The sequence below is a fragment of the Bacillus cereus group sp. BfR-BA-01356 genome (assembly GCF_022663635.1).
Lineage (GTDB): Bacteria > Bacillota > Bacilli > Bacillales > Bacillaceae_G > Bacillus_A > Bacillus_A cereus.
In genome coordinates this window covers 1-22,013 of record NZ_JAKUFX010000099.1, presented here as the reverse complement: position 1 = coordinate 22,013, position 22,013 = coordinate 1, and the positions used below count along the sequence as shown (strand labels likewise).

The window sequence follows — 22,013 nt, the reverse complement described above, 5'->3', positions numbered from 1 at the left end:
AGGGTTTATTTCGCATGCAAACCTTTAAATTTTCTAAGCCTGGCTTTTAGAAAAAAGAAATAATCTCTACTATACTTGATATTGTATAATCTTAGCTTGATAGTGATGTGGTGCTGCCCCTATTAGGCAAATTCGACAAAGAAAAAACACCCAAAGGTGCCTTCCTCCCACTTGAACCATCTTAATTTTATTGTGTTGTTATTATATAAGAAAAGAAGACATCGCTTAAGATGTCTTCTTTTACTTGTACAATTGGTGTTAAGAAGGTATTTATTGCTTAAAAACCATAAAAAAATATAACAATCATCGAGTAAACCTATTATAGCATCAATAAATAGAGTTTTTATATGCATCTTTACATATATATAGATTTATTCATGTTTTATCTATATAGTTAAATTGTCTGTTTCTTGTTTTAATTCGTTTGTTTATTTTGAGTGCTCCAGCAATGGAGCCTTTTTTTATGCAATAAAATATTTTCTTAGCATTACTTAGTTGGTCTATATTAACTTTACCCTCTTAAATTATATCTATATTTTACCAAATGATTATATAGATAACCAGTTTTTTCTAATAATTTAGTGGATTGATAATTTTAATGTTAGTTGTTAATACTTATAGAAAAATTCATCATGCAATGAAAATTGAGAAATCAAGAATTATAAAAAACTTATAGTATCTTTTGTAAAGGTATATTTTTAATTTGTATATTAATATGTTATAATTTAATTTCTAAAACTACCAAAAAAGGACTGCCAGTAATGGTGGTCCTTTTTTATATTGGTGAGATTGTACTAGTATAATAAAATAGGATTAACTGTATATTGTGAGTGTGATTGGTTATCCCTTCTTTCCATTTGGAAGGAAAGGGGGTGATATACCTATGGAGTTTTTGTTTGAGCTTCTAAAAGAATTTGTGAAAGCCATTGTACGTGAAGTTTCTGCGTATGTTTTTAGGAAACAAATTTTAGAAAAAGATAACAAAAAACCCACTCCTCGTCGCCGTCCAAAGCAAAAGGGTGGGTTTCGTAAAAAATAAATGAGCACGTAATAGATATAATGTACAGAAGAAAAGAAACCCAAGTGAGTCTTTTTTCAATTTATTACATCCCTAATTGATTGTAAATTGATTTGAATACGTGAATTCACCACGATATTTAATTGCAGCTACATAAGTACCACTTGTATAGCTATCTGTGATAGGGGTTTGCCAAATTTCTGTTCCAGGAATAAATTCTGGTTCTATTGTTTGGAATCGTTCTAGGATACCATTTGTGTGGATTTTAAAAATTTTCATTTGCGCACCAAAATGTTCTCTACCAAAGTGTTGCGCTAAGTAAAATGTATCACCAGTTATTAAATTCCCAATCTTCCAATCTGGTTGATATGTACTTTCCTCTGAATTTTGTAAATCCACAATGGTTTTAAATCCCCAATCATCATTAAGTGGATCTGAGTAAGCTGCAGCTGCTTGTGAGGTAGGCTTACTCATTTCTATTGCAGTAAAACCGCTAAAAGTTAACGCCCCAATTAATGCTAATTTTCCTAACTTCATTATTGTTTCCCCCCTATTAATTTTTGTAATTTTTAAAACCAGAAATCATACACACATAATAATATAATTAACTGTATAATATTTCAAATAATTTCTAAAAAAAGTTATAAACACAAAAGAAAGACACCAAAAGGGGCCTTTCTCCGACTTGAACCACTTTAATTTTAATAATATGTATTGGACTCCCATCCGAATATTATTTTAACGTATTTATCCATATTTTGTTTGCGAAAAAATGAAAAGCATAATATCTTATTACTGCTTGTTCATAGCTTTTATCTGTTATAAACATATTCAGTAGTCATGAAGTCATTAGGGAAGTCGTTGATCACTTTCTTCATAACGTTTAGTTCTTCCTGGGATTTGAGTTCAATACCATTTATATAATCAAATACCTTAGATTGTTCATCTGCTACGTAATTCTGTGTCATGTAATCATCTTGGAAGTCTTTCTTTGCTTTTTCTTTAACGGCATTCATAGCATTTATAAAAAAATTGTACCGTGTAGAATTATTTCACTGTACCAAATATTTGAATTTACTAAACAGTTAGAATGAATACGATTAGTTATATAATTGAAAATAAAATTGTTAAACAAATGTTGAGAAATACTAAATTTCAATTTCCATTATATTCTATTCTTGCTATCATTTAATGTAAGACTATTCAGAAAAGGAAGGGATTATATGCGTGTTCCAGTGAAGGGTAATGAACAGATTTCAAAATTATTTAATGACTGGTATCAAGCTATACTACAACATCAAAATGTACAAGCAACAAACTTAAAACAAGAAGTTGAAGATAAGCTTTCCAGTATAAAAGAAGATAAAAATTTATTATTATACTATTCATTATTAGACTTTAGATATAAAGTACTAACCGATGGATTTAACATTACAAAAGATAGCTTTAATGAAATTAACTCCTTTGATATACCTGATAGTAGTTTTTTATCCTATTATTATCACTTCTTCAAAGCTATTCACAGCACAATTCTTGCAGACTATAATGAAGCAAAAGTATATTTTGAGAAGGCGAAAAAACTTTTAATGTACGCAATGAATGAAGTAGAAGAAGCTGAATTTAATTACCGTTTAGCTTCATTTTATTATCAAATCTATAAACCGCTTTTAGCTATTGATTACATACGAATAGCTAAAGATATTTTCTCTAAACACACAGGCTATAAAATTAATGTAGCATTATGTGACAATGTTTTTGGATTAGCTTGTATAGATTTAAGGCAATTTGAACAAGCCGAAGAAAGTTTTAACACTGCCATAGATATTCTAAAAAGTAAAAATGAAAGAACATTGTTACTACGTGTTAGAAATAACATCGGACTATTATATGCAAATCAAAATCTATCCTCTTTAGCAATTCGTCACTTATCAGAGGTTACAGAAAATATACCAAATCACTTTAAAGCCCTATATTTACAAGCAGATGAAAATTTAAAATTAGGCGAAACGGCAATAGCATCTCAACTCATCGAAAAAGGCTTAAACATTTGCAATGAATTAGCAAATAAAGAATATCAATATCGCTTTAAAATCTTAGAAAAATTGAACAACACGTCTAACACTACAGAATTAGAAGCTGTTGTATTAGCAGGAGTTTCATACTTTAAAAAAGAAGAGTTATGGGATTGCATTGAAGAATATGCAGAACGATTAGCGAATAAATTTTATGCAGAGGAACATCATGTGAAGGCTAGTAAATATTTTTATATGAGTAATGAAGCAAAGAAAAAACTATTAGCTAAAGGGGCGTTAAAGTAATGAAAAAGTTTGGATTAACAATAGCAGGTTTAACGTTAGCTGGAATTATGACTTTTGGTATAAGTAACAACTTAGAATTTTCGGCATTAAACAAAGGTGACACACCTGCACCACAAAGACCTGATTTAGCATTTAGTGATGGGCATATCGGTACTTCTCCAGAATATACACATGGAGAAGGGTGGTCTTCATCTTACACACACGGGGAGCCTTGGGGTATAGCTGATGGTGATACTGGTGCACCTACTTACGATCATGGAAGACCGCCTGCACCACAAGCTTAATTGTTCCGCAAAGAAAGTCATACTACTTGTATGGCTTTTTCTTTATTTTAGTTACTTAAGCCCTACATTTTTATCTGATTTGCTTTTGCTGGTGTAGAAGAGGGAAAATATAGAAGCATAAAGTGAAACTTTGCCCTCACCAATTGGGCTTTTACGGGCAGCCCGCCCCCACCTAATTTCTTTGCTTTCGCTGAATTTTGAGGTGGGGATCTTACTGCCCGTTAATGCGGGATAAAAGAAAACCGCCTGAAATGATATGTACTTGAATAGTAGTACATAAAAAATACAAATAACAATAAATTAAATATCGTTAAAACAAAAAGGAGATGTCCCAGGCATAGTACTAGGACATCTCCTTTACTTATCTAAATTCTACAAAGCACTCTCAATTAAACAATTATTAAATATATCTTCTATCTAAAACATCGTATTATCATTAGCTGCTTCACTTGGAATCTCTTGAATTACATCCCAGTGTTCGACAATCTTTCCATCCTTGATACGAAATATATCCACTATAGCAACTCCCTTATCTTGAGAATTAGTACGAGAATGTACATGAAGAGCAACTGTATCCCCTTCAGCTACTACACGTTTAATCTCTGCAGAGGAATTAGGATTTTTAACAAAATCCTCCTTAAAGAAATCCATGAAGGCTTTTCGTCCATCAGCAACAAAAGGATTATGTTGCTTATAATCTTCGCTAACATATTTAGGGATAATATCGATATTATGTTTGTTAAAAACTTCATTATAGAAATCAACTACCATCTTTTTATTCTTTTCATTTTCTTTCACTTCTTTTGATACAGAAGCAACATTTTCGCTCTTTATTGAGTTACCTTTGTTATTACCGGTGGAAGCTTGAAATATCAAAGTCGATACAATTCCTAAAATAAACACAGAAATAATTATTACTATTAAACTTTTCTCTAATTTCATATATACCTACCTCTTCTACTTAAATAAGTTCTCTTCTATAAAAAGCTTGAAGAAGGAGAAACCTTCCCCAAAATGTAATGTCAGGGGTAATGTTAGGAATTTCATTTATCCTAACCTCCCCCTATACAACGCATATTAAAAACGATTCATTCTAACTTAATACCTCATTAACAGTTGCACTGTCCACAATTTGAATAAACTTCTTAACCTTATCGTTCTCATCAAACTTATAAAGGTGACAAAAATCTGCTATGAACGATTTCCCTGTAGCTTTATATGTCCCACTATATTTTCCATACACGATAACAGTATTGTTATTAAAAGCATAGATTTCATCTTTAGCGCTATAGTCATCCCATTCTGTGCCAAGACGTTCATGTACGTTTTTCACTACTTCATCTGGACCTATATAAGTACCTGCATATGGAAACCCAGCAGCTTCTGTCCAAGATACATTTTCACTTAAATACGTTTTGAACGCATCCAATTTCCCTTCGCCAGTTAACACATACGTTTCATGTAATAGCTTTTGATATTTATTCATATCATTAACCCCAAGGCATTTCTTTTGTTACAACTTTTGCACTTAATTCTAATACACCTTTATTTGCATAGCCTGGATATGCTGCTTCAAGTTTTGCCACAAAATCTTTTGAAGTTCCACTTTCCTCAGAAGCTTGAACCGCAGTTCTTAGATAATCCATTGTCGCAGTAAGTGCTTGATTATTTAGGGATTTTTCGATTGATCCATGGCTAGGTACAATTATGTCAGCATGTAATGCTTGTAATACTTTCAAGTTCTCAATCCACGCCTCCATAGCCGCTTTTGAGCTAGTATCCGCTAAGAATACATGTATTTCGTTAAAAACATCAATACCACCAATTAATACTTTTAGTTCTTTATTAAATAGGCTAGTTCTGTAATGATCTAAGCCTACTAGTTCAAATGTTAACCCCTGAAAATCAATCGCTTTTTCTTTAAACACTTGAGGTAATACCACGTTACTTGGTGCATTTTCTCCAAGGGCGTCTTTCCAAACTTTTAATTTCCCTAAGACAGAATGAACGATATGTTCAACAGTAGACTCTGTTGCATACGCTATAGCTTCTGGGTAAACGGCTTTAATGCTCTCTAATCCAAAGTAGTAGTCTGGATCCCCATGAATAATAAAGATTTTATCTAAAGATAAGTTATTTTTTTTCAAATACTCAACAATTCCTTTCGAATCAGATTGAGTAAATTTTGAATTTATTAAAAATGCATGTCCTGCTTTCTCAACTAATGTTGCTGTGACCATAAAGCTTTTTTCGTCCGAACTAAACACCGTTAATTTCACATCTTTTTGATTTGTATCGATTGTTTTAAACATAGTATGTTATTCTCCTTTTGTTAAAGTTATTAACTAATTATCATATTTTTATCTTGTTCCGATAAAGTGAAACTTTAATCAGTGGGGGTTTTGTTCATCCCCCACTGATTATTAGCCCACACCAATCGGACTTTTACGGACAGTTGATCCCCCACCTAACTTCTTTGCTTCCACTGAATTTTGAGGTGGGGGTCTTACTGCCCGTTAAAGCGGGATAAAATCTCCCACTCCCATTTATCTGAAAGTGTAATAGTACTAGCGAATATTCCGGAGATCAATGTCAGGTGGCCTAAGATAACGTGTTTGCTACTATATCCTAAATTTTCTTAATATAAATTTTTAAAACGCGCTTCAATTTTATCCGGTGTCATTACGCCACCACCAATAGGAATAATTTGATTATCCTTTTGTAAAAGTAAGGAAGGATAGCTATTAACACCAAGCTGTCGAACTTTATTAAAATCATTTTGGACATCTATTATTGTTTCTTGAGCGTTTAAACGTTCTAATACTTGTTCAGGGTCCAAACCATGCTCGATTGCAATTTTACGATATGTTTCAGGATCACTCAGACTTTGGCCCTCATAATAAAACGCTTTTTGCATAGCCGAAGTGAATTCTAATAAACGGTCTGGCGCTAATGAGCGTAAAGCTGAAAAACCAATTGCAGCATCTTTCGAATTCATTTTAAAAGTCCCTTCCTCCACCAATTTTTGATAGGAAGGACCAAATTCAGCACCTGTAAGTTGATTAATTCTTTTATTTCCTTCTTCTATATATGAGAAGTGTTTCATTGGTAAATTATCCAAAAATAACCCTCCACATAAAACCGTTAATGGCACTTCAGTGTGGTTTTTGTAAAATCCTTTAATACTTTCTGAAAAACCATAGCACCATCCACAATATGCATCCCATACGTAAATAAGATTATCTTGTTTCGTCTCCATTTAAATCTCCTACCTTTTTTTTATTATCCAGCTCAACTAAATTTTTGGTTTATATAAGTACATCTTTTTATACCTTGTTCTTTTTTAGATACCTTACTATATTTCCCCAAAACTAATATTTCCAAAGAAAGATCCACCAAGGTTTTTAACAAAAGATAACGTTGCACCTTATTGCCCCGTAACAGAAAATACTAAAGCTTAGAATATGCATCGATTTGAATGTGTTAGTAACTTTCTACACCGGGTGGCAACGTATGAACTACCATCCTTAATTAAATATATAAATCATATTTTTAGCAGATATTAGTTGTAACTAAATCAATTACATCTTTATGCAACTATTTTAGTTACAACTAATATAGAAGTCAATTCTTTTTTCCGAAAACATTAAATTTCTACATTAATCTACAACTAATCCCACTCTTTACAAAAATATATCAACGATTATTCAATTATATCGATCGTAACTCCGAATATATCAACGTTTCGACACAACATATCGATTTACCGACAAATTTCGAGCGCGTTATCTCCTAAACTAACAACCAATCCCACACCCCAACACAAAACAAAAAAGCACCAGGTCCCCCCTAGTGCTCTCCCCCTAAAACAAATGACAAGCCACTTCATGCCCCTTCGCAATCTCAACCATCTTCGGTACTTCCTGTGCGCATTTTTCAGTGGCGAATTTGCAGCGCGTTCTGAATTTGCAGCCGGATGGTGAGTTGAGCGGGCTTGGTACTTCTCCCTCTAGGATAATCCGTTCTTTACCAGTGTTTGTTGGATCTGGTTCTGGCATGGATGAGAGTAGTGCTTGTGTGTATGGATGTGCCGGTTTTGCGTATAGGTCTTCACTATCGGCAATTTCTACTATGTTTCCTAAGTACATGACTCCGATTCGGTCTGATATGTGTCTTACCATGGATAGGTCATGTGCGATGAATAAATATGTGACGCCTGTTTCTTCTTGGATGTCTTGCAGCATGTTTACGACTTGTGCTTGGACTGAGACATCAAGTGCTGAGATTGGTTCGTCACATAGGATAAAATCTGGTTTTACAGATAGTGCGCGCGCGATGCTAATGCGCTGGCGCTGGCCCCCGCTAAATTCGTGCGGGTAGCGATATAAATGTTCTTCTTTTAAGCCTACCTTTTTCAGAAGGTCTAAAATGATTTCTTTTTGCTCTTCTTTTTCGTAGGAACCGTGAATGTTCATCGGTTCGCTAATAATTTGAAATACGTTCATTGCCGGGTTTAATGATGCGTATGGATCTTGGAAAATAATTTGCATTCGTTTTCTATATTCTTTTAGTTCACTTTCCTTTAAACTTGCGATATCTTTTCCGTCGAATAAAACGTTACCTGAAGTGACATCGTGTAAACGAATGATGCTTCTTCCTGTCGTTGATTTTCCGCAACCTGATTCTCCTACTAATCCGAATGTTTCACCTTTTTTAATGGTGAAGCTAAGGTCATCGACTGCTTTTAATTGCTCTGTTTTCCTGCCAAATAGTCCTTTTTTAATAGGAAAATACTTTTTTAAGTTCCGAACTTCAATTAAGTTTTCTTCATGCATGTGAATCACCTACCGCCCTATCATTTAACCAGCACATGGAACGTCTTTCGTTTCCGATTTCAAAATATGGCGGACGTTCTTTTTCACAAATGTCCATCGCATGCGGGCAACGCTCTGCGAATGGGCAACCTTGTGGCGGGTTTAATAAGTTTGGCGTTACACCTTGGATGGGAGCAAGTCTTTCTTTTACGCCGTTCGCTATTTTTGGCAGAGAGTTTAATAACCCTTTCGTATATGGATGATTCGGCGATTGGAAAATATCAAGTACAGGTCCTTCTTCCATAATAAGCCCGCCGTACATAACGATAACGCGCGTACAGTTTTGCGCGACGATTCCTAAGTCATGCGTAATAAGAAGTAACGCCATATTTGTTTCGTTCTTTAAGTTTTTCATTAAATCTAGTATTTGCGCCTGTATCGTTACATCAAGTGCCGTCGTCGGTTCGTCAGCAATAAGAAGGTCCGGATTACAAGACATCGCCATTGCGATCATAACCCGCTGCTTCATACCACCGCTTAGTTCATGCGGATATTGTTTTACCCTTTCTTCTGGTGACGAAAGGCCAACTTGTTTTAACAAGTTGATCGCGATCTGCTCTGCTTCTTTCTTTTTCACTTTTTGATGCCTTATAATTACTTCCGTCATTTGTTTTCCAATTTTCACGACCGGATTTAGCGCTGACATTGGGTCTTGAGAGATAAGTGAAATTTGATTTCCTCTAATAGAACGCAATTCTTTTTCAGATTTAGAAAGTATGTTTTCATTATGAAAAAGGATTTCCCCTTCTTTCACTTTTCCTGGTGACGTAACGAGAGACATAACAGACTTCGCCATTACACTCTTCCCGCTTCCAGATTCCCCAGCGATACCGACTACTTCTCCTTTATTTAAGCGAAATGTAACGCCGCGAACCGCTTCAACTTCGCCACTTTCTATGAAAAAAGAAGTCTTTAAATTTTTCACTTCTAGTAGTTTTTCAGACACGCTTCTCACTCCTTTCACTTAACACTTTAGTTTTCATGTCCGGCTCCTTTTGGTGCGAAAGCTTTCTTCAATGCTTCACCAATTACGTTAAAACTAAGTACCGTTAAAAGGATAAGGAATCCTGGGAAGAGTGTTAAATACCAAGCTTCACCAATATATCCTTGCGCATTGTTTAGCATGCTGCCCCAAGAAGAATCTGGTTCTCTAATACCTAATCCTAAGAAACTAAGTGATGATTCCATTAAAATCGATGTCGCAATTGTTAATGTCGCAGCGATAATAATGGTTGATAAAATGTTAGGAATGATATGTCTTACAATAATCATAAGTGATTTTTGTCCTGATACTTTTGCGTATAAAACGTACTCACGCTCTTTTACAGATAACGTTTCTGCCCTTACAATACGGGCGGTGTCCATCCATGTTAGTAATCCGATAATAAGAACTAACGTCGTAATTCCTGGTTTTAAATACGCATTTAATAGTAGCATTAAAAAGAATGATGGAATTGACATAAGCACTTCAACAACTCTCATTAAAAAGTTGTCTAACTTTCCGCCAAAATACCCGCTAATTGTTCCAACTGCAGTACCGATTGTAATAGAAACAACCATCGCAAGGAAACCGACCGCAAGCGAAACTCGTCCGCCATATAACGCTCTCGTTAAGTAATCCCTTCCGTAATCATCCGTTCCGAAAGGATGACTCATACTTGGTTCTTTTAAGCGATCTGGAATCGACATTTTGCTAGGATCGTACGGCGATACGAATGCGAAAATTGATGCGACCGTTAAAATCGCAAGTATTATAACTCCCATTAGTACAAACTTATTTTTCGTAAAACTACTTTTTATCGTTTGAAATCTCCTATTATTCATTCCAAATCACCCCCTCATTCGAATGCGCGGATCTACTACGCCATATAAAATATCAGCAATTAAGTTACCGAGAATTAACATGAATGATGATAGTAATGTAATTGCCATGATAATCGGATAATCAAATCTAAAAATAGCATTTACTCCAAGTGAACCAAGACCCGGCCATGAAAATACTGTTTCCGTAATAAACGCTCCGCCTACTAAACTTGGAATCGATAATCCGAAAATTGTAATGATTGGTATTAATACATTTCGAAGTACGTGATTAAATAACACCGTTTTCTTTGAAGCGCCGTACGCATATTGAATTTGTACATATTCTTCTTCTAATTGCTGAATCGTACTTGAACGAATATATCTCATATAAACAGATACGTTTTGGAATGCTAACACCATACAAGGTAAAATGCCGTGTTGCACAATATCCCAGACAGAATCTTTACCTACGGTGCGCATACCCATACTCGGAAGTAGGTTCAATTTTAAAGAGAATAAGTAGACTAATAGTAGTGCAAACCAGAAAACCGGCATAGAAATACCAACGTATGAAATAAAGTTTACAATGCGGTCAAAGAATGAATTCTTTTTCACACCTGTAAATAGTCCAAGTGGTATTGCGATTACGAATGAGACGAGTAAAGATGATCCCATTAACCCAATTGTTGCAGGTAATCTTTCTGTGATAAGTTCCAAAACAGGACGATGATTTTGAAGTGAGTAACCAAAATTTCCTGTTAAAATGTTTTTTAACCATAAAAAATACTGTACGTAAATTGGTTGATCTAGTCCTAAACTTTTGCGAATACGCTCCACATCAATTGGACTCATGTTTGGCGTTACAAAGTTTCGAACGGGATCCCCCGGCGCTAGCTTTATTAATAGAAAAGAAATAATAGAAATAACAAATAAAAGCGGAATTGCATTTAAAAGCCTCTTCGCAATTACTTTATACACAAACTTCCCCCCTCAAGCTAAAGAAGCTGATTTCCACCAGCTTCTTTATTGTTTCTTATTTCACTTCATAAATCTTAGATAGATCTTCAAACATTGTGACAGGAATTGCTTTCGCTTCTTTTAATCCATCAAACTTTTTATCTACTGCAATAACTGCTTTCGGATACGCGATTGGTAGATAAGGTACGTCTTCTCTAGCTGTCTCTTGAATTTTATGGTATAGCTCTGCGCGTTTTGTTTTATCTGTTTCAACTGCAGCTTCTTCCCATAACTTATCGAAATCAGCGTTTTTATATCGTGCATAATTGTATTCAGCATTACTTAAGAATAAGCTCTTATATGAATCTGGCTCAGGTCCCATTATGTAACCACCAAATGTAATGTCATATTCTTTATTCTCTTTATCTAAGCCTTTTTCACTTGCTGCACTAGCATCTAATGCATTTAGTTCAACTTCTAAGCCAACTTCTTTTAATTTTTGTTGTGTATATAACGCTAAGCTTTCCATGATTTTATTATTCGTTACATACATCACACGTACTTTTTCGTTATCTTTCACGCCAGCTTTTGCTAATAAATCTTTCGCTTCTTTTTTATCATACTTATAGTCTTTAATATCTTTCGCATAATACATAGCGTCTGGCGTTAAGATTGAATTTGCTGGTTCTGCAAATTCACCTGAAACGAATGCTGAGTTAATCATTTCTTTTTTATCTAACGCATGCGCAATTGCTTGGCGCACTTCTTTTTTCTTCATCAAATCTGTATTCATGTTATAAGATAAGTAGAATAATCTACCTTCAGGGAATGTCACCATTGAGAAGTTCCCAGTGCTATCTAGTTTCTTAAAATCTTGCGGCTCAATCATTTTCATGTTGATTTGACCATTTTGCAGTGAAACATTTGCTGTATTACGGTCTTTTACAACGCGGTATACGATAGAGTCTAATTTAGCTTTCCCACCTACATAATCATCAAATCGATCTAATGCAACGTACTCATCTGATTTATACTCTTTAAACTTAAACGGTCCTGATCCTACAGGCTGTAAGTTTTTCTTACTCTTCGCTAAATCTGCTTCCCCTTCAAATACATGTTTCGGAATTGGGAAGAAATCATTCATCACACCTTCGAAAGATGCGCTTACTTGTGGTAAAACGAATTGAGTGGTTAACTCATCTACCTTTTTCACCTCAAGCGGCTTTCCTTTAAAAATAAAGTTTTCACGACTTGAGCTATTTTGCTTCTCATCTAAAATAGATTGGAATGTAAATGCTATATCGTCTGATGTAATTTTCTTACCATCATGCCATTTCAAATTATCTTTTAACTTCAGTGTCCAAGTTAATTGATCTTCTGAAGGCGTAAAGCTCTCAGCAAGAACAAACTTTTTCTTACCGTCTTCCATATGATACAGCGGCGCATATAAAGCTTGCTGCACAGTTAATGAAACACGATCATTCGCATAAAGCGGATTCATCGTATCTGGATTATCGCTAACACCAATCGTTAACGTTCCTCCATCTTTCGGAGTCCCTGATTTACTAGTGCCCGCTTGCTTCGAATCTTTTTCCCCTGAACAAGCAGCTAATGCAATAAATAATAGTAGGACAAATGGTAATACAAACAACTTCTTCTTCATATTTCGACCCCTCTCGACTATTTACACCTATAAGAAAACTCGGAATTAATACCGAGTTTTCTTATAGGTTTTAAATTACCACTACCGGTATGTATTGTCAAACTTTTTCGCAAAGGTAGAAAGTTTGTAATCTATTAATGCATTCTTGCGATAAACTATATTTATGCGGAGGAGAAAATAAAAAGACCACGAATAAGTAGCCTCATAAAATGAGTTAAAAAACTATCAACTTACAGAAAACCCCTCTAAAATGATTGTTATATATACTCGGAACTGTAGAATGGGATTAAAGACAAAAAACACATTTAGGAGGTTATCATAACATTTGATGAATTGAAAAAAAGACCACCAAAAGGCAGTCTCAAAACTCAATCTTATTCCCCATCCCTTGCTCCACCGCTTTCTCATACAAATACTTCGCAATGATAATATCTACTACCGCCAAACCAACTGATTTGAAAATAGTAATCTCTTCATCATTTTCGCGTCCAGCTTTTTCTCCGCTTATAATTTGACCAAGTTCAGCGTGAATGGCGTTTGCTTTGAATAAACCTTCTTTTATCGGAACTTGAAGGTCTCCTGTTTCGTCTAGTGCTGCTTCTTTTGATTCAACTACTACTTTGTTTGCGCTTGTGATGGCGTGAGATGGTAGTTCTTGCATGCTCGGTCTGAATGAGCCGACGGCGTTTACGTGGACGCCTTTTTGTATTGTTTCTGAGAAGACTGGTGTGGATGCATTCGTAGTTGTGACGATAATGTCTGCTTCACGTATTGCTTCATTTGGATCCCTGTAAACGTAAGCTGGTTTTCCAAATTTCTCTTGTATATATTGCGCAAATGCATACGCTTTTTCTTCTGTGCGATTGTATAAGATAACTTTTTCGATATCTCTAACCGTAAATATTGCTTCGGCAATTCCTTTCGCTTGTTCACCCGTGCCGATAATGCATAAAGTTTTTGCGTTATGACGAGCTAAATATTTTGTCGCTACTCCTGATAAGGCGCCTGTTCGGATCATCGTTAAGTACGATCCTTCTAAAAGTGCGAGCGGTTCTCCCGTTTGAAAGTCTGATAGCATCACAATCCCGTTGATCGTTTTCTTTCCTATCTGTTTATTTTGCGGGACTACCGTTACTATTTTTACTCCAAGCGCCTCAAGCCCTTCCGCTACTGAAGGCATAATTAATGCCGTATTTTTCTCGTTCGCAAATGGCAATGAGCCTCGAATTGGTGTGATCGTTCTTTCTGCGGAAAATTCTTTTAAAGCAAGCGCCGCGTATTCAATGACTTCGTTCATATTTACTAAGTTTCGTTGTTCGTTCGCGCTTATGACTAGCATATCTTTCCACCTCCTCCTCTTATCCTAACAAAAATCCTCGATTCAAATCATCTCTCGGGTCTACAACGAACTGATGAAATCCTGTAATAAAGGCATTCCCCGTTACTTTTGGAACGACAGCTTCATATGTATCTACTGCGGTTACCGACAATACTTCCCCCTCGAATTTCCCGTCAGTAATGCATTCATGGAAGAAAATTTCTCCCTTTTGTAAAGCATCTTTTTCAAAAAGAGTTGCGATTCTCGCTGAAGTTCCTGTACCGCAAGGAGAACGGTCTACTTGCCCATCAGCAAAAATCGTTACATTTCGTAGCGTAGCACCTTTGTCTTTCGGTTCATCTGAAAAGATAACGCCGTATATCCCTTTTAATCCTTCTTCAAGTGGATGCTTCACTTCCATTTTGCTCTCTATATAATGTTTAATTTTACCGCCCCATGTTTGAATAGCAGTCAAGTCTTTAAAATCAACTTTCAAACCAAATTCTTTACAGTCTACAACAGCGTAAAATGCTCCGCCAAACGCGATATCTACTTGAAATTCATAGTCATCTATTTTAATAGGAACGTCTTTTTTGTATACAAATGAAGGAACATTTTCAAATGATACAGATTCTACTTCACTCCCGTTATATGTTGCATACGCAATAACTTCCCCAGCTGGGCTATCAATAATGAACTTTTGTTTTTCCCCCTTTACTTCAAACATGCCTGTTTCAATTCCAACTGTAATAACAGCGATAATACCGTGACCACACATCGTACTCCAGCCTTCATTGTGCATAAATAATACGCCAAAATCAGCGTGAGCACTTGCAGGCGGGGTAATAATACAACCATACATCCCGTGATGCCCTCTCGGTTCATACATCAGAATTTCACGAAGGTAATCCAAATGTTCCATACAGTATGCGCGTCTTTCCAGCTGCGTTTCCCCTTTTATTTCTGGCACTCCGCCCGTAATAATTCGAAGCGGCTCCCCAGCTACGTGTGCATCAATCGTTGTATATATTTTACTAACCTTCATTTCGATCTCTCCCCTATACGTTGATACTCTTTTCATTGCAAATATCATGCCAACGCATAGGCTATAAATTTGTATGCATTTTTCAGAAAAACATACACTACTGTCTATTTTTTTATACACTGTCCAGAGGCTATGTTATGGGGGCCCCCTTGATACAACCAGTCTTATTATTTTCAATGTAAAGTTACTTCGTCCCCCAACATATACTGTTCAAAAGCAAAAAGGAAGTGATCCCATGTATTACGGAACAAAGGGCTGGTACGTAGCTGAACTAAAAAAATTAGGTGTGCGCTATCATGAAGGACGAAAACTAGAAAGTTACCGCGGACACATATTACGCAATTTATTAATCGCACAACAAGAAAAATTAAAAGAACAGTAACATTCTAATGTAACGATATCGACGATTCTCGGAATATATTAGCGATTCAACACAATATATCGGCGATTTGCCATGGAATATCGACTTACCGACAAATTCCGCTAATTCATCTATCTACACCACCAACCAATCACACATCAAACTACAATAGAAAAAGGTCACCCAAACGGGTGACCTTTTTCTATTCACAAACATGAATTTGTCTAGTAAATGATCCTTTTCTTGTAATACAGCGATCTGTAATTTCAAATCCTGCTTCATGGATCATGTCGTCCATTGTCTCCATCGTTACAACGACTACCTTTTTAGCGATGCGGCGCGCACTTGAAAGAATGGAGAGCTGGTCTTCTGGTGTGGCATGCGTAAATAAGTCATACGGCATATCGATAATGGCAACGTCATAGTTCTCAGTAATTTCCTCGATTGGTCCTTTTGTTACTGTTCCTTCAAATCCGAAATGTGCGATGTTTTTTCTCGTTCCAAGAACTACAAGTGGATTTATATCTCTACCAACGATGTTAATCCCCATAGAAAGTGCTTCTACTACTACTGTTCCAATACCGCAGCACGGGTCAATTGCTCGTACTCCCTCTGGATTTGGTACAGCGATATTTGCAACTGATCTCGCAACACGTGTGCTAAGTGATGTCGAATAGCTATGCGGTTTTTTTATGTGATGATACCAAACTGGTTCGCTTTCTACATAGTGCCCGAAGTACCAGCGTCCTCCAAGAGGAACAATCCCAAATACACGCTCTGGATTACGAACATCCGCTTCTCCTTCAATATGCATGCCAAGGTCTCGTTCAATAAGACGTCTTTCTCCATATTCAATTTTATTCTCCCCAACGAGGTCATTGATTTTAACGAAGATAACTTTAAATGTCGCTCCCGCCAAATCAATTTGTTCCACTTGTTTTAAAATGCTTTCTAAGTCGTCCCCTTCATACATAACTTCAATTCGCTCTTTCATAAACGCACTTCTACTAGGGTCAATTTTGACATCACTTTTTAAAATATTAACGTGGGACTCCATTCCAAAGAACGAGCGCATTTCCAAGTAACATAAAGCACGCTCCTCCTCACGAAATGCATACGTATATATACAGGCAGGTGTTTTACTATGATTATTCAATCTATTATCATCCTCTATCGTTTAAAATTGTTATGATTATAATTACTCAAATACTTTTCTTTTGTATATAAAATTAAATGATATCATATGCCGGAAATAAAGAGAAACGTTAATAAATAAAAGAGACTGCCAATGGCAATCTCTTATTATTTATTAACGGAAAGAAGACACGTTGTTACCCATTTCTTCATAGTAATCTAAAATACCTTGATAAATAGCTTCCGCTGCACTTTGTCTCTGCGCTGGTGTAGCTATTTTATCTGCATCACTTTTATTATCTACAAATGCTAATTCTGCTAATACAGCTGGCATTGTATTTTCTCTAATTACGTATAAATCGCCTTTTTTCACACCACGATCTTTTGTTCCCAGTGCATCTACAAGACGCTCTTGAATTTTTTCTGCTAGTAAACGACTTTCTGATACGTTAGGATTTGTTCCTCTTGCTGTCGCTGATTCATAGTAGAACGTTTCTGTACCTTGTCCATTTTTCTCTTCCGTGCCATTACCATGAATACTTACAAAAATATCCCCATTATTTTTTTGAGCAAATTCTACACGTTTCTTTAAAGAATCAGAAGCACTTGTTCCTGGACGTGTATCATCTGTACGAGTGAATAACACAGTAAATGGTGTCTTTTTCTCAAATATTTTCTGTAATCGTAGTGATACATCTAATACAGTTTCACTTTCTTTCTCATAATAACCTGGATTACCTGAATCCGCTCCACCATGACCTGGATCAATGATAATCGCTTTTCCTTCTAAGAAGTTACCTTGCTTCACTGGATTTAATTGATTTTTATTAACCCATTGGAAACCAGCGCCCATGCGGATACGAATCCAACTGCCGCTCTCTTCAATAACAGTTACTTGCTGTGCGTTATGTGTTCCCATTACTTTTGACGAAGAAGAAGCTTCTGCATAAGTAGTGAATCCTTCATTAATAACTTCTGTTTTCTCTACTAAAGGTGTCCATTTATCACCGTTACTTGTTGCAATTTTGATCCATCCATCTCGTTCTTCTTTAATTTCAACCATTTGTGGATTATGCTGATTTGCACTAATCCCAGAACTTAATGATGGCGCGTGATATGTAATGAATTTTCTATCTATGTACATTTTCTTTGTTTCTACTGGACGATCACTATTCTTGCTAAATTTATCTGTTTGCGCAGTAAGCTGAGCTGCTTGTTCACGCGTAATAGAATCATTCGGTTTCCAGCCATTCTCTGTACCTAAAGAAAGTTTTAATTCTACTAAAATATTAACTTCTTCTTTACCCCAATGATTCTCTAAATCAGCAAATTTTGTAGGAACTGGTCCTGTTACTTTGCTCTTCAGATTATATGCTCTTACAAGCATAGCTGCCATTTCAGCACGAGTTACTTTTCCTTCTGGATCAAATACTCCTGGTTCTCGTCCCTTAATAATATTCTCTTTTTCCATGGCTGCAATAAATGAAGCTGCCCAACTATTTTTTGCATCATTATAAGACGGCTTTGCATTTGGATCTACTTTAGCACCAATTGCTGTTGCGATAATCTTTGCTGCCTGGGCACGTGTTAAATTTCCGTATGGCATAAAGTTACCATCTGGCATACCGTTAATTACATTTCTCTCTACTAAATAATAAATTGCGTCTTTTGACCACGCACTATCTGAAACATCAGGAAATTTCTTCGTTTCTGCTAAACTACTAATTGGATGTGCTAGTAAATTTGCTGCTAATAAACCTGCGGCTATTGCTTTGTACTTCATGAAAAATAAATCTCCTCTCAAAACTTCATATTCATACAATTTTTTTAATCAAGCTAACTAAAAAATATTAACTATTAATTAATTCCTTTCATAGTGTATAACATTATATATCTATAGTAAATACGTTTCCGGCCGTATAACAAAAATCGCATATATATAACTTATAATGAATGTATATAAAAAAACTTTAATCAGCCCTCACCAATCAGGCTTTTACGGGCAGCCCGGTCCCCATCTAACTTTTTTGCTTTCGCTGAATTTTGAGGTAGGGGTCTTACTACTCGGCAAATAGCGGGATAAAAAAGCGATTAGAACATGTCTCCTAATCGCTTTGCCAAATAAAAAGCTGATTAAAAATAATATCTTTAATCAGCTCTCTATTATCTATGAAATTATTCTTCAATTAAATTAGACATTACATATGCATACACTAATGCTTCTGTATGCGCAATAGAACTTTCATGTGTACGTTCAAATGCGTGAGAAGAATCAATACCCGCTCCAATTAAAGCATGTTTCACATCAAATCCCGCGCGAATCGCAGCTGATGCATCAGATCCGTAGTATGGATAAATATCTACTTTATATTCAATATGATTCGTTTTCGCAATCTCTACTAAATGTTTACGCAGTGCGTAATGATACGGGCCGCTAGAGTCTTTTGCACAAATAGATACTGTATATTCATCAGATGCTTGTCCATCACCTAACGCTCCCATATCAACTGCTAAGTATTCAACAGTTTCTTCAGGAATGTTAGAATTACCACCGTATCCAATCTCTTCATTATTAGAAATTAAGAAATGCGTCGTATATGGTAATGTTACGTTTTCATCTTGTAATCTTTTAATTAATTTTAATAAAATCGCAACACTTACTTTGTCATCTAAATGACGGGATTTTATGTATCCACTCTCTGTAATTTGAACACGCGGATCAAATGAAACGAAGTCTCCTACTTCAATTCCTAATTCGCGTACTTCATCAGCTGAAAATACGCGCTCATCAATACGAACTTCAATATTTTTCTCATCGCGTTTTGCTTCACCTGCATCTTTATATACATGTACAGATGTTTGATGCATTAAAATCGTTCCTGTATATGTCTTGCCACTTGATGTTTCAATTTCGCAATATTCTCCTTCTACAGAGTTCCAGCGAAATCCACCAATCATAGAAAGACTCAGGCGACCATCAGGCTTAATTTCTTTCACCATCGCACCTAACGTATCAACGTGTGCCGTTAATAAGCGGTGCTGCGCATCATTCTTCCCTTTTACCGTTAAAATAAGAGCTCCCTTATTATTACGTTTCGTTTCTACGTTCCACTCACTGACATAGTTTTCAATGAAATTAATAATTTTTGCTGTATTTCCAGACGGACTCGGAATAGAGACAAGCTCCTTAATCAGTTCCATCGTTTCTTTCGTATGATGTGCCATTGTCGTTTCCTCCTCATTTTCTCTACTATTCAGTATACAAAATTCGCCAGAAAACCTCTACTTATATAGCTTAATTTTCTAAATTGTAGTAAAATTCTTTTTAGTATACAAAAGGAGTCCTGAAATATGAATATATCAAAAAAATATATACACATTGCACTCATTTGGTTTTTAGCATCATTATTTTGTTTACAAATCTCTTATGCCATTCATACTACTACTTCTATTACAATCGGCTGGATATTAACAACTATCTTCTTCATTATTAGCTTCATTGCAACAAAAAAGCATAGCGTTACTCATTAACGCTATGCTTTTCCTATAAAACTATTCTTCTGAAACATCTAATAAATAAATCCCTCTTTCAAATCCACCGCGCTCTATCTCTTTTTGCTTACGAAGGCGTTCCACATCTTCAATCGATGCACCTTCTGCACGTGCTAATGAAATGATAACCTCTAGCGCATCTGCAAGAGAATCTAGCGCATGTTCGCGTTCTTTCATAGAAGCAAATTCACGAATTTCTTCCGTTCCAATTTTCGCTAAAGCTTGTATGTAGGCTTGACCTGTTAATTTTTGTGCTGTATATGTTTTTCCAGACATTAAAATCTTCTCTGGAACACGATCTCTTACTAACTTGTTATATGCTGACATCATTCATCCTCCTATATTTAATAACATCCGAGCTCTGCTTTATAGAAAAACCATTTTTTCTTCACGCATGCACTTAACATATCAATTTCTGATCCATGTGCTCTTACATGCGGAAAGAAATAGTGCTCTAAGTCTTCTTCCTTACCATATAGAGTTTGGTACTGATCTGGAATCGCTTCTTTTTTCACATCTTTTTCTTTCGTCACCCCGTCAGAAAATGCAACACTTGGATGTCCCTCAAAAAATAACGCAGTCCGAACTGCCAAAGATGGTGTACTATGCAAAGCAGAATATGTAAGCAAAATAATAGTGATAACACCGATTATTTTCTTCATGTATTACTCCTAAAAAAAGTGCTAACACAATTATACTAAAATGTGTTAGCACTTTCTCCCCTTTATCCCGAATTAACGAGCTAATAATCAGTGAGGAATGGACAAAATCCACACTTCACTTTATTCCCCTTTAAATGCTGGTAAACGTTTCTCTAAAAACGCGGCAATACCTTCTTTATGATCCGCTGTTTGTCTCATTGCATATTGACCACGCTTTTCTAATTGCAATGTTTGCTCTAAATTAGAGCGATTTACTTCACACAAAATTTGCTTCGTTTGAATCATTGCTTTAATCGGTTTTTGTGACCATTCATTAATCTTCTGCTTCACAGCCGTTTGGAAATCTTCGCCGATTACTTCATCAATTAAGCCGATATCAAGCGCTTCTGTCGCTGATAATTTCTTACCTTCCCAAATAATTTGCTTCGTCATATTTTCACCGACACGCTTTTGAAGGAAGAAATGACCGCCTCCATCTGGAATTAAAGCGATTCCAATAAAGTTCATTGCAATAACAGATGATATATCCGCCATTACATAATCAGCTGTTAACGCAATACTTAATCCAAGACCTGCAGTTGGTCCATGAATTGCACTAATAACAAGCTTTGGCATCGTATATAATGTCACGACAACTTCAGAAATGGTATTCATAATACCATCAAACTTACTTTCATCATTACTTGAAAGCATCGATTTAATATCCCCACCCGCAGAAAAACCACGACCGTTCCCGCATAACACAACGATATGCGCAGAACTTTCCGCTACTTCTTTCAACTTTTGTAATAACTCTTTTAAGGTCGGCTCATCTAACGCATTTAACACCTCTGGGCGGTTGACCATAACCGTTGCAACGTGCCCTTCATATTTCACAACGACAGATTCTGTTTTACTTGTTATTTCCATTATATATACCCCTCGTATATTAATATTTAAGCCCTATCTCAGGCTTAGTTTTACTCTCTAATAAGAGTCCAGTAATAAAGAAAATACTTGGACGTCTCAAGATATTTCTAGATAA

Annotated in this window: 23 protein-coding genes and 1 pseudogene; 5 read left to right on the top strand and 19 right to left on the bottom strand. The window is 35.8% G+C overall.

From position 1 onward, the window contains the following. The first annotated feature begins 883 nt into the window (after nucleotides 1-883). Nucleotides 884-1,039 (top strand): hypothetical protein, encoded by a 156-nt coding sequence (locus tag MR168_RS24690; protein WP_000394762.1) that lies wholly within the window; start codon nucleotides 884-886, stop codon nucleotides 1,037-1,039. 72 nt (nucleotides 1,040-1,111) lie between these two features. Here MR168_RS24690 and MR168_RS24685 read toward each other — a convergent pair whose 3' ends face one another. Both MR168_RS24685 and MR168_RS24680 read right to left on the bottom strand, forming a co-directional pair. After that, nucleotides 1,112-1,555: a DUF5065 family protein gene (locus MR168_RS24685; RefSeq protein WP_016121981.1), complete on the bottom strand. Its 444-nt coding sequence runs from the start codon at nucleotides 1,553-1,555 to the stop codon at nucleotides 1,112-1,114. 255 nt (nucleotides 1,556-1,810) lie between these two features. Next, nucleotides 1,811-2,037: pseudogene (locus MR168_RS24680) on the bottom strand (hypothetical protein); the annotation flags it as partial. A 204-nt stretch (nucleotides 2,038-2,241) separates the two neighbouring features. On the opposite strand from MR168_RS24680, the gene MR168_RS24675 reads away from it, so the two are divergent. Together MR168_RS24675 and MR168_RS24670 are read left to right on the top strand one after the other, a co-directional pair. Beyond that, entirely contained in the window at nucleotides 2,242-3,336 is a 1,095-nt protein-coding gene (locus tag MR168_RS24675) for a response regulator aspartate phosphatase (RefSeq protein ID WP_016121980.1), read from the top strand. Beyond that, nucleotides 3,336-3,620: a hypothetical protein gene (locus MR168_RS24670; protein WP_016121979.1), complete on the top strand. Its 285-nt coding sequence runs from the start codon at nucleotides 3,336-3,338 to the stop codon at nucleotides 3,618-3,620. Before MR168_RS24675 ends, MR168_RS24670 begins: the two co-directional genes overlap by 1 nt. 417 nt (nucleotides 3,621-4,037) lie before the next feature. Here MR168_RS24670 and MR168_RS24665 read toward each other — a convergent pair whose 3' ends face one another. The 11 genes from MR168_RS24665 to MR168_RS24615 form a co-directional block, all read right to left on the bottom strand. After that, entirely contained in the window at nucleotides 4,038-4,562 is a 525-nt protein-coding gene (locus tag MR168_RS24665; protein ID WP_000764219.1) for a nuclear transport factor 2 family protein, read from the bottom strand. A 151-nt stretch (nucleotides 4,563-4,713) separates the two neighbouring features. Then, entirely contained in the window at nucleotides 4,714-5,106 is a 393-nt protein-coding gene (locus tag MR168_RS24660; RefSeq protein ID WP_001046359.1) for a nuclear transport factor 2 family protein, read from the bottom strand. Between the two features lie 4 nt (nucleotides 5,107-5,110). Further along, nucleotides 5,111-5,932, bottom strand: coding sequence for an MBL fold hydrolase (locus MR168_RS24655; protein ID WP_006919777.1), 822 nt, complete (start codon nucleotides 5,930-5,932; stop codon nucleotides 5,111-5,113). A 326-nt stretch (nucleotides 5,933-6,258) separates the two neighbouring features. Further along, nucleotides 6,259-6,879 (bottom strand): DsbA family protein, encoded by a 621-nt coding sequence (locus tag MR168_RS24650; protein WP_000448615.1) that lies wholly within the window; start codon nucleotides 6,877-6,879, stop codon nucleotides 6,259-6,261. 604 nt (nucleotides 6,880-7,483) lie between these two features. After that, nucleotides 7,484-8,455 carry an ABC transporter ATP-binding protein gene (locus tag MR168_RS24645; RefSeq protein WP_006919776.1) on the bottom strand — a complete coding sequence of 324 codons (972 nt, stop codon included), beginning with the start codon at nucleotides 8,453-8,455 and terminating at the stop codon, nucleotides 7,484-7,486. Next, nucleotides 8,448-9,440 (bottom strand): ABC transporter ATP-binding protein, encoded by a 993-nt coding sequence (locus tag MR168_RS24640; protein ID WP_086411653.1) that lies wholly within the window; start codon nucleotides 9,438-9,440, stop codon nucleotides 8,448-8,450. Before MR168_RS24640 ends, MR168_RS24645 begins: the two co-directional genes overlap by 8 nt. A 26-nt stretch (nucleotides 9,441-9,466) precedes the next feature. Further along, nucleotides 9,467-10,318 carry an ABC transporter permease gene (locus tag MR168_RS24635; protein ID WP_086411652.1) on the bottom strand — a complete coding sequence of 284 codons (852 nt, stop codon included), beginning with the start codon at nucleotides 10,316-10,318 and terminating at the stop codon, nucleotides 9,467-9,469. A 6-nt stretch (nucleotides 10,319-10,324) separates the two neighbouring features. Beyond that, a complete protein-coding gene (locus MR168_RS24630) occupies nucleotides 10,325-11,275 on the bottom strand; it encodes an ABC transporter permease (RefSeq protein ID WP_000278778.1) in 951 nt (316 codons plus the stop codon). A gap of 55 nt (nucleotides 11,276-11,330) precedes the next feature. Further along, nucleotides 11,331-12,917: an ABC transporter substrate-binding protein gene (locus MR168_RS24625; RefSeq protein ID WP_006919772.1), complete on the bottom strand. Its 1,587-nt coding sequence runs from the start codon at nucleotides 12,915-12,917 to the stop codon at nucleotides 11,331-11,333. A 361-nt stretch (nucleotides 12,918-13,278) separates the two neighbouring features. Continuing rightward, on the bottom strand, nucleotides 13,279-14,256 hold the full coding sequence (locus tag MR168_RS24620; RefSeq protein ID WP_006919771.1) for an ornithine cyclodeaminase family protein: 978 nt from the start codon (nucleotides 14,254-14,256) through the stop codon (nucleotides 13,279-13,281). 19 nt (nucleotides 14,257-14,275) lie between these two features. After that, nucleotides 14,276-15,280, bottom strand: coding sequence for a proline racemase family protein (locus MR168_RS24615; RefSeq protein ID WP_242291565.1), 1,005 nt, complete (start codon nucleotides 15,278-15,280; stop codon nucleotides 14,276-14,278). A 106-nt stretch (nucleotides 15,281-15,386) separates the two neighbouring features. On the opposite strand from MR168_RS24615, the gene MR168_RS24610 reads away from it, so the two are divergent. Beyond that, nucleotides 15,387-15,662 carry a YflJ family protein gene (locus MR168_RS24610; protein WP_115609907.1) on the top strand — a complete coding sequence of 92 codons (276 nt, stop codon included), beginning with the start codon at nucleotides 15,387-15,389 and terminating at the stop codon, nucleotides 15,660-15,662. A 181-nt stretch (nucleotides 15,663-15,843) separates the two neighbouring features. On the opposite strand, the gene MR168_RS24605 is transcribed toward MR168_RS24610, so the two are convergent. The 3 genes from MR168_RS24605 to MR168_RS24595 all read right to left on the bottom strand — a co-directional run bounded on the left by MR168_RS24605 (nucleotide 15,844) and on the right by MR168_RS24595 (nucleotide 20,000). Further along, nucleotides 15,844-16,797 carry a TRM11 family SAM-dependent methyltransferase gene (locus tag MR168_RS24605; RefSeq protein WP_242291564.1) on the bottom strand — a complete coding sequence of 318 codons (954 nt, stop codon included), beginning with the start codon at nucleotides 16,795-16,797 and terminating at the stop codon, nucleotides 15,844-15,846. Between the two features lie 153 nt (nucleotides 16,798-16,950). Continuing rightward, nucleotides 16,951-18,558 (bottom strand): N-acetylmuramoyl-L-alanine amidase, encoded by a 1,608-nt coding sequence (locus tag MR168_RS24600; RefSeq protein WP_006919767.1) that lies wholly within the window; start codon nucleotides 18,556-18,558, stop codon nucleotides 16,951-16,953. Between the two features lie 392 nt (nucleotides 18,559-18,950). Next, complete coding sequence (locus tag MR168_RS24595; protein WP_086411651.1) at nucleotides 18,951-20,000, bottom strand: M42 family metallopeptidase; 1,050 nt, start codon at nucleotides 19,998-20,000, stop codon at nucleotides 18,951-18,953. Nucleotides 20,001-20,126: 126 nt separating this feature from the next. Here MR168_RS24595 and MR168_RS24590 point away from each other — a divergent pair, with 126 nt between their 5' ends. Further along, the gene (locus tag MR168_RS24590; RefSeq protein ID WP_006919761.1) at nucleotides 20,127-20,306 is read left to right on the top strand and encodes a hypothetical protein; all 180 of its coding nucleotides are present in this window, start codon (nucleotides 20,127-20,129) and stop codon (nucleotides 20,304-20,306) included. Between the two features lie 21 nt (nucleotides 20,307-20,327). Here MR168_RS24590 and MR168_RS24585 read toward each other — a convergent pair whose 3' ends face one another. The 3 genes from MR168_RS24585 to MR168_RS24575 form a co-directional block, all read right to left on the bottom strand. Beyond that, a complete protein-coding gene (locus MR168_RS24585; RefSeq protein ID WP_001277350.1) occupies nucleotides 20,328-20,654 on the bottom strand; it encodes a nucleoside triphosphate pyrophosphohydrolase in 327 nt (108 codons plus the stop codon). 17 nt (nucleotides 20,655-20,671) lie between these two features. Continuing rightward, nucleotides 20,672-20,989, bottom strand: coding sequence for a hypothetical protein (locus tag MR168_RS24580; RefSeq protein ID WP_006919759.1), 318 nt, complete (start codon nucleotides 20,987-20,989; stop codon nucleotides 20,672-20,674). A gap of 120 nt (nucleotides 20,990-21,109) precedes the next feature. Next, nucleotides 21,110-21,898, bottom strand: a complete 789-nt coding sequence (locus tag MR168_RS24575; protein ID WP_000406892.1) for an enoyl-CoA hydratase — start codon at nucleotides 21,896-21,898, stop codon at nucleotides 21,110-21,112. Between the last annotated feature and the right edge of the window lie 115 nt (nucleotides 21,899-22,013).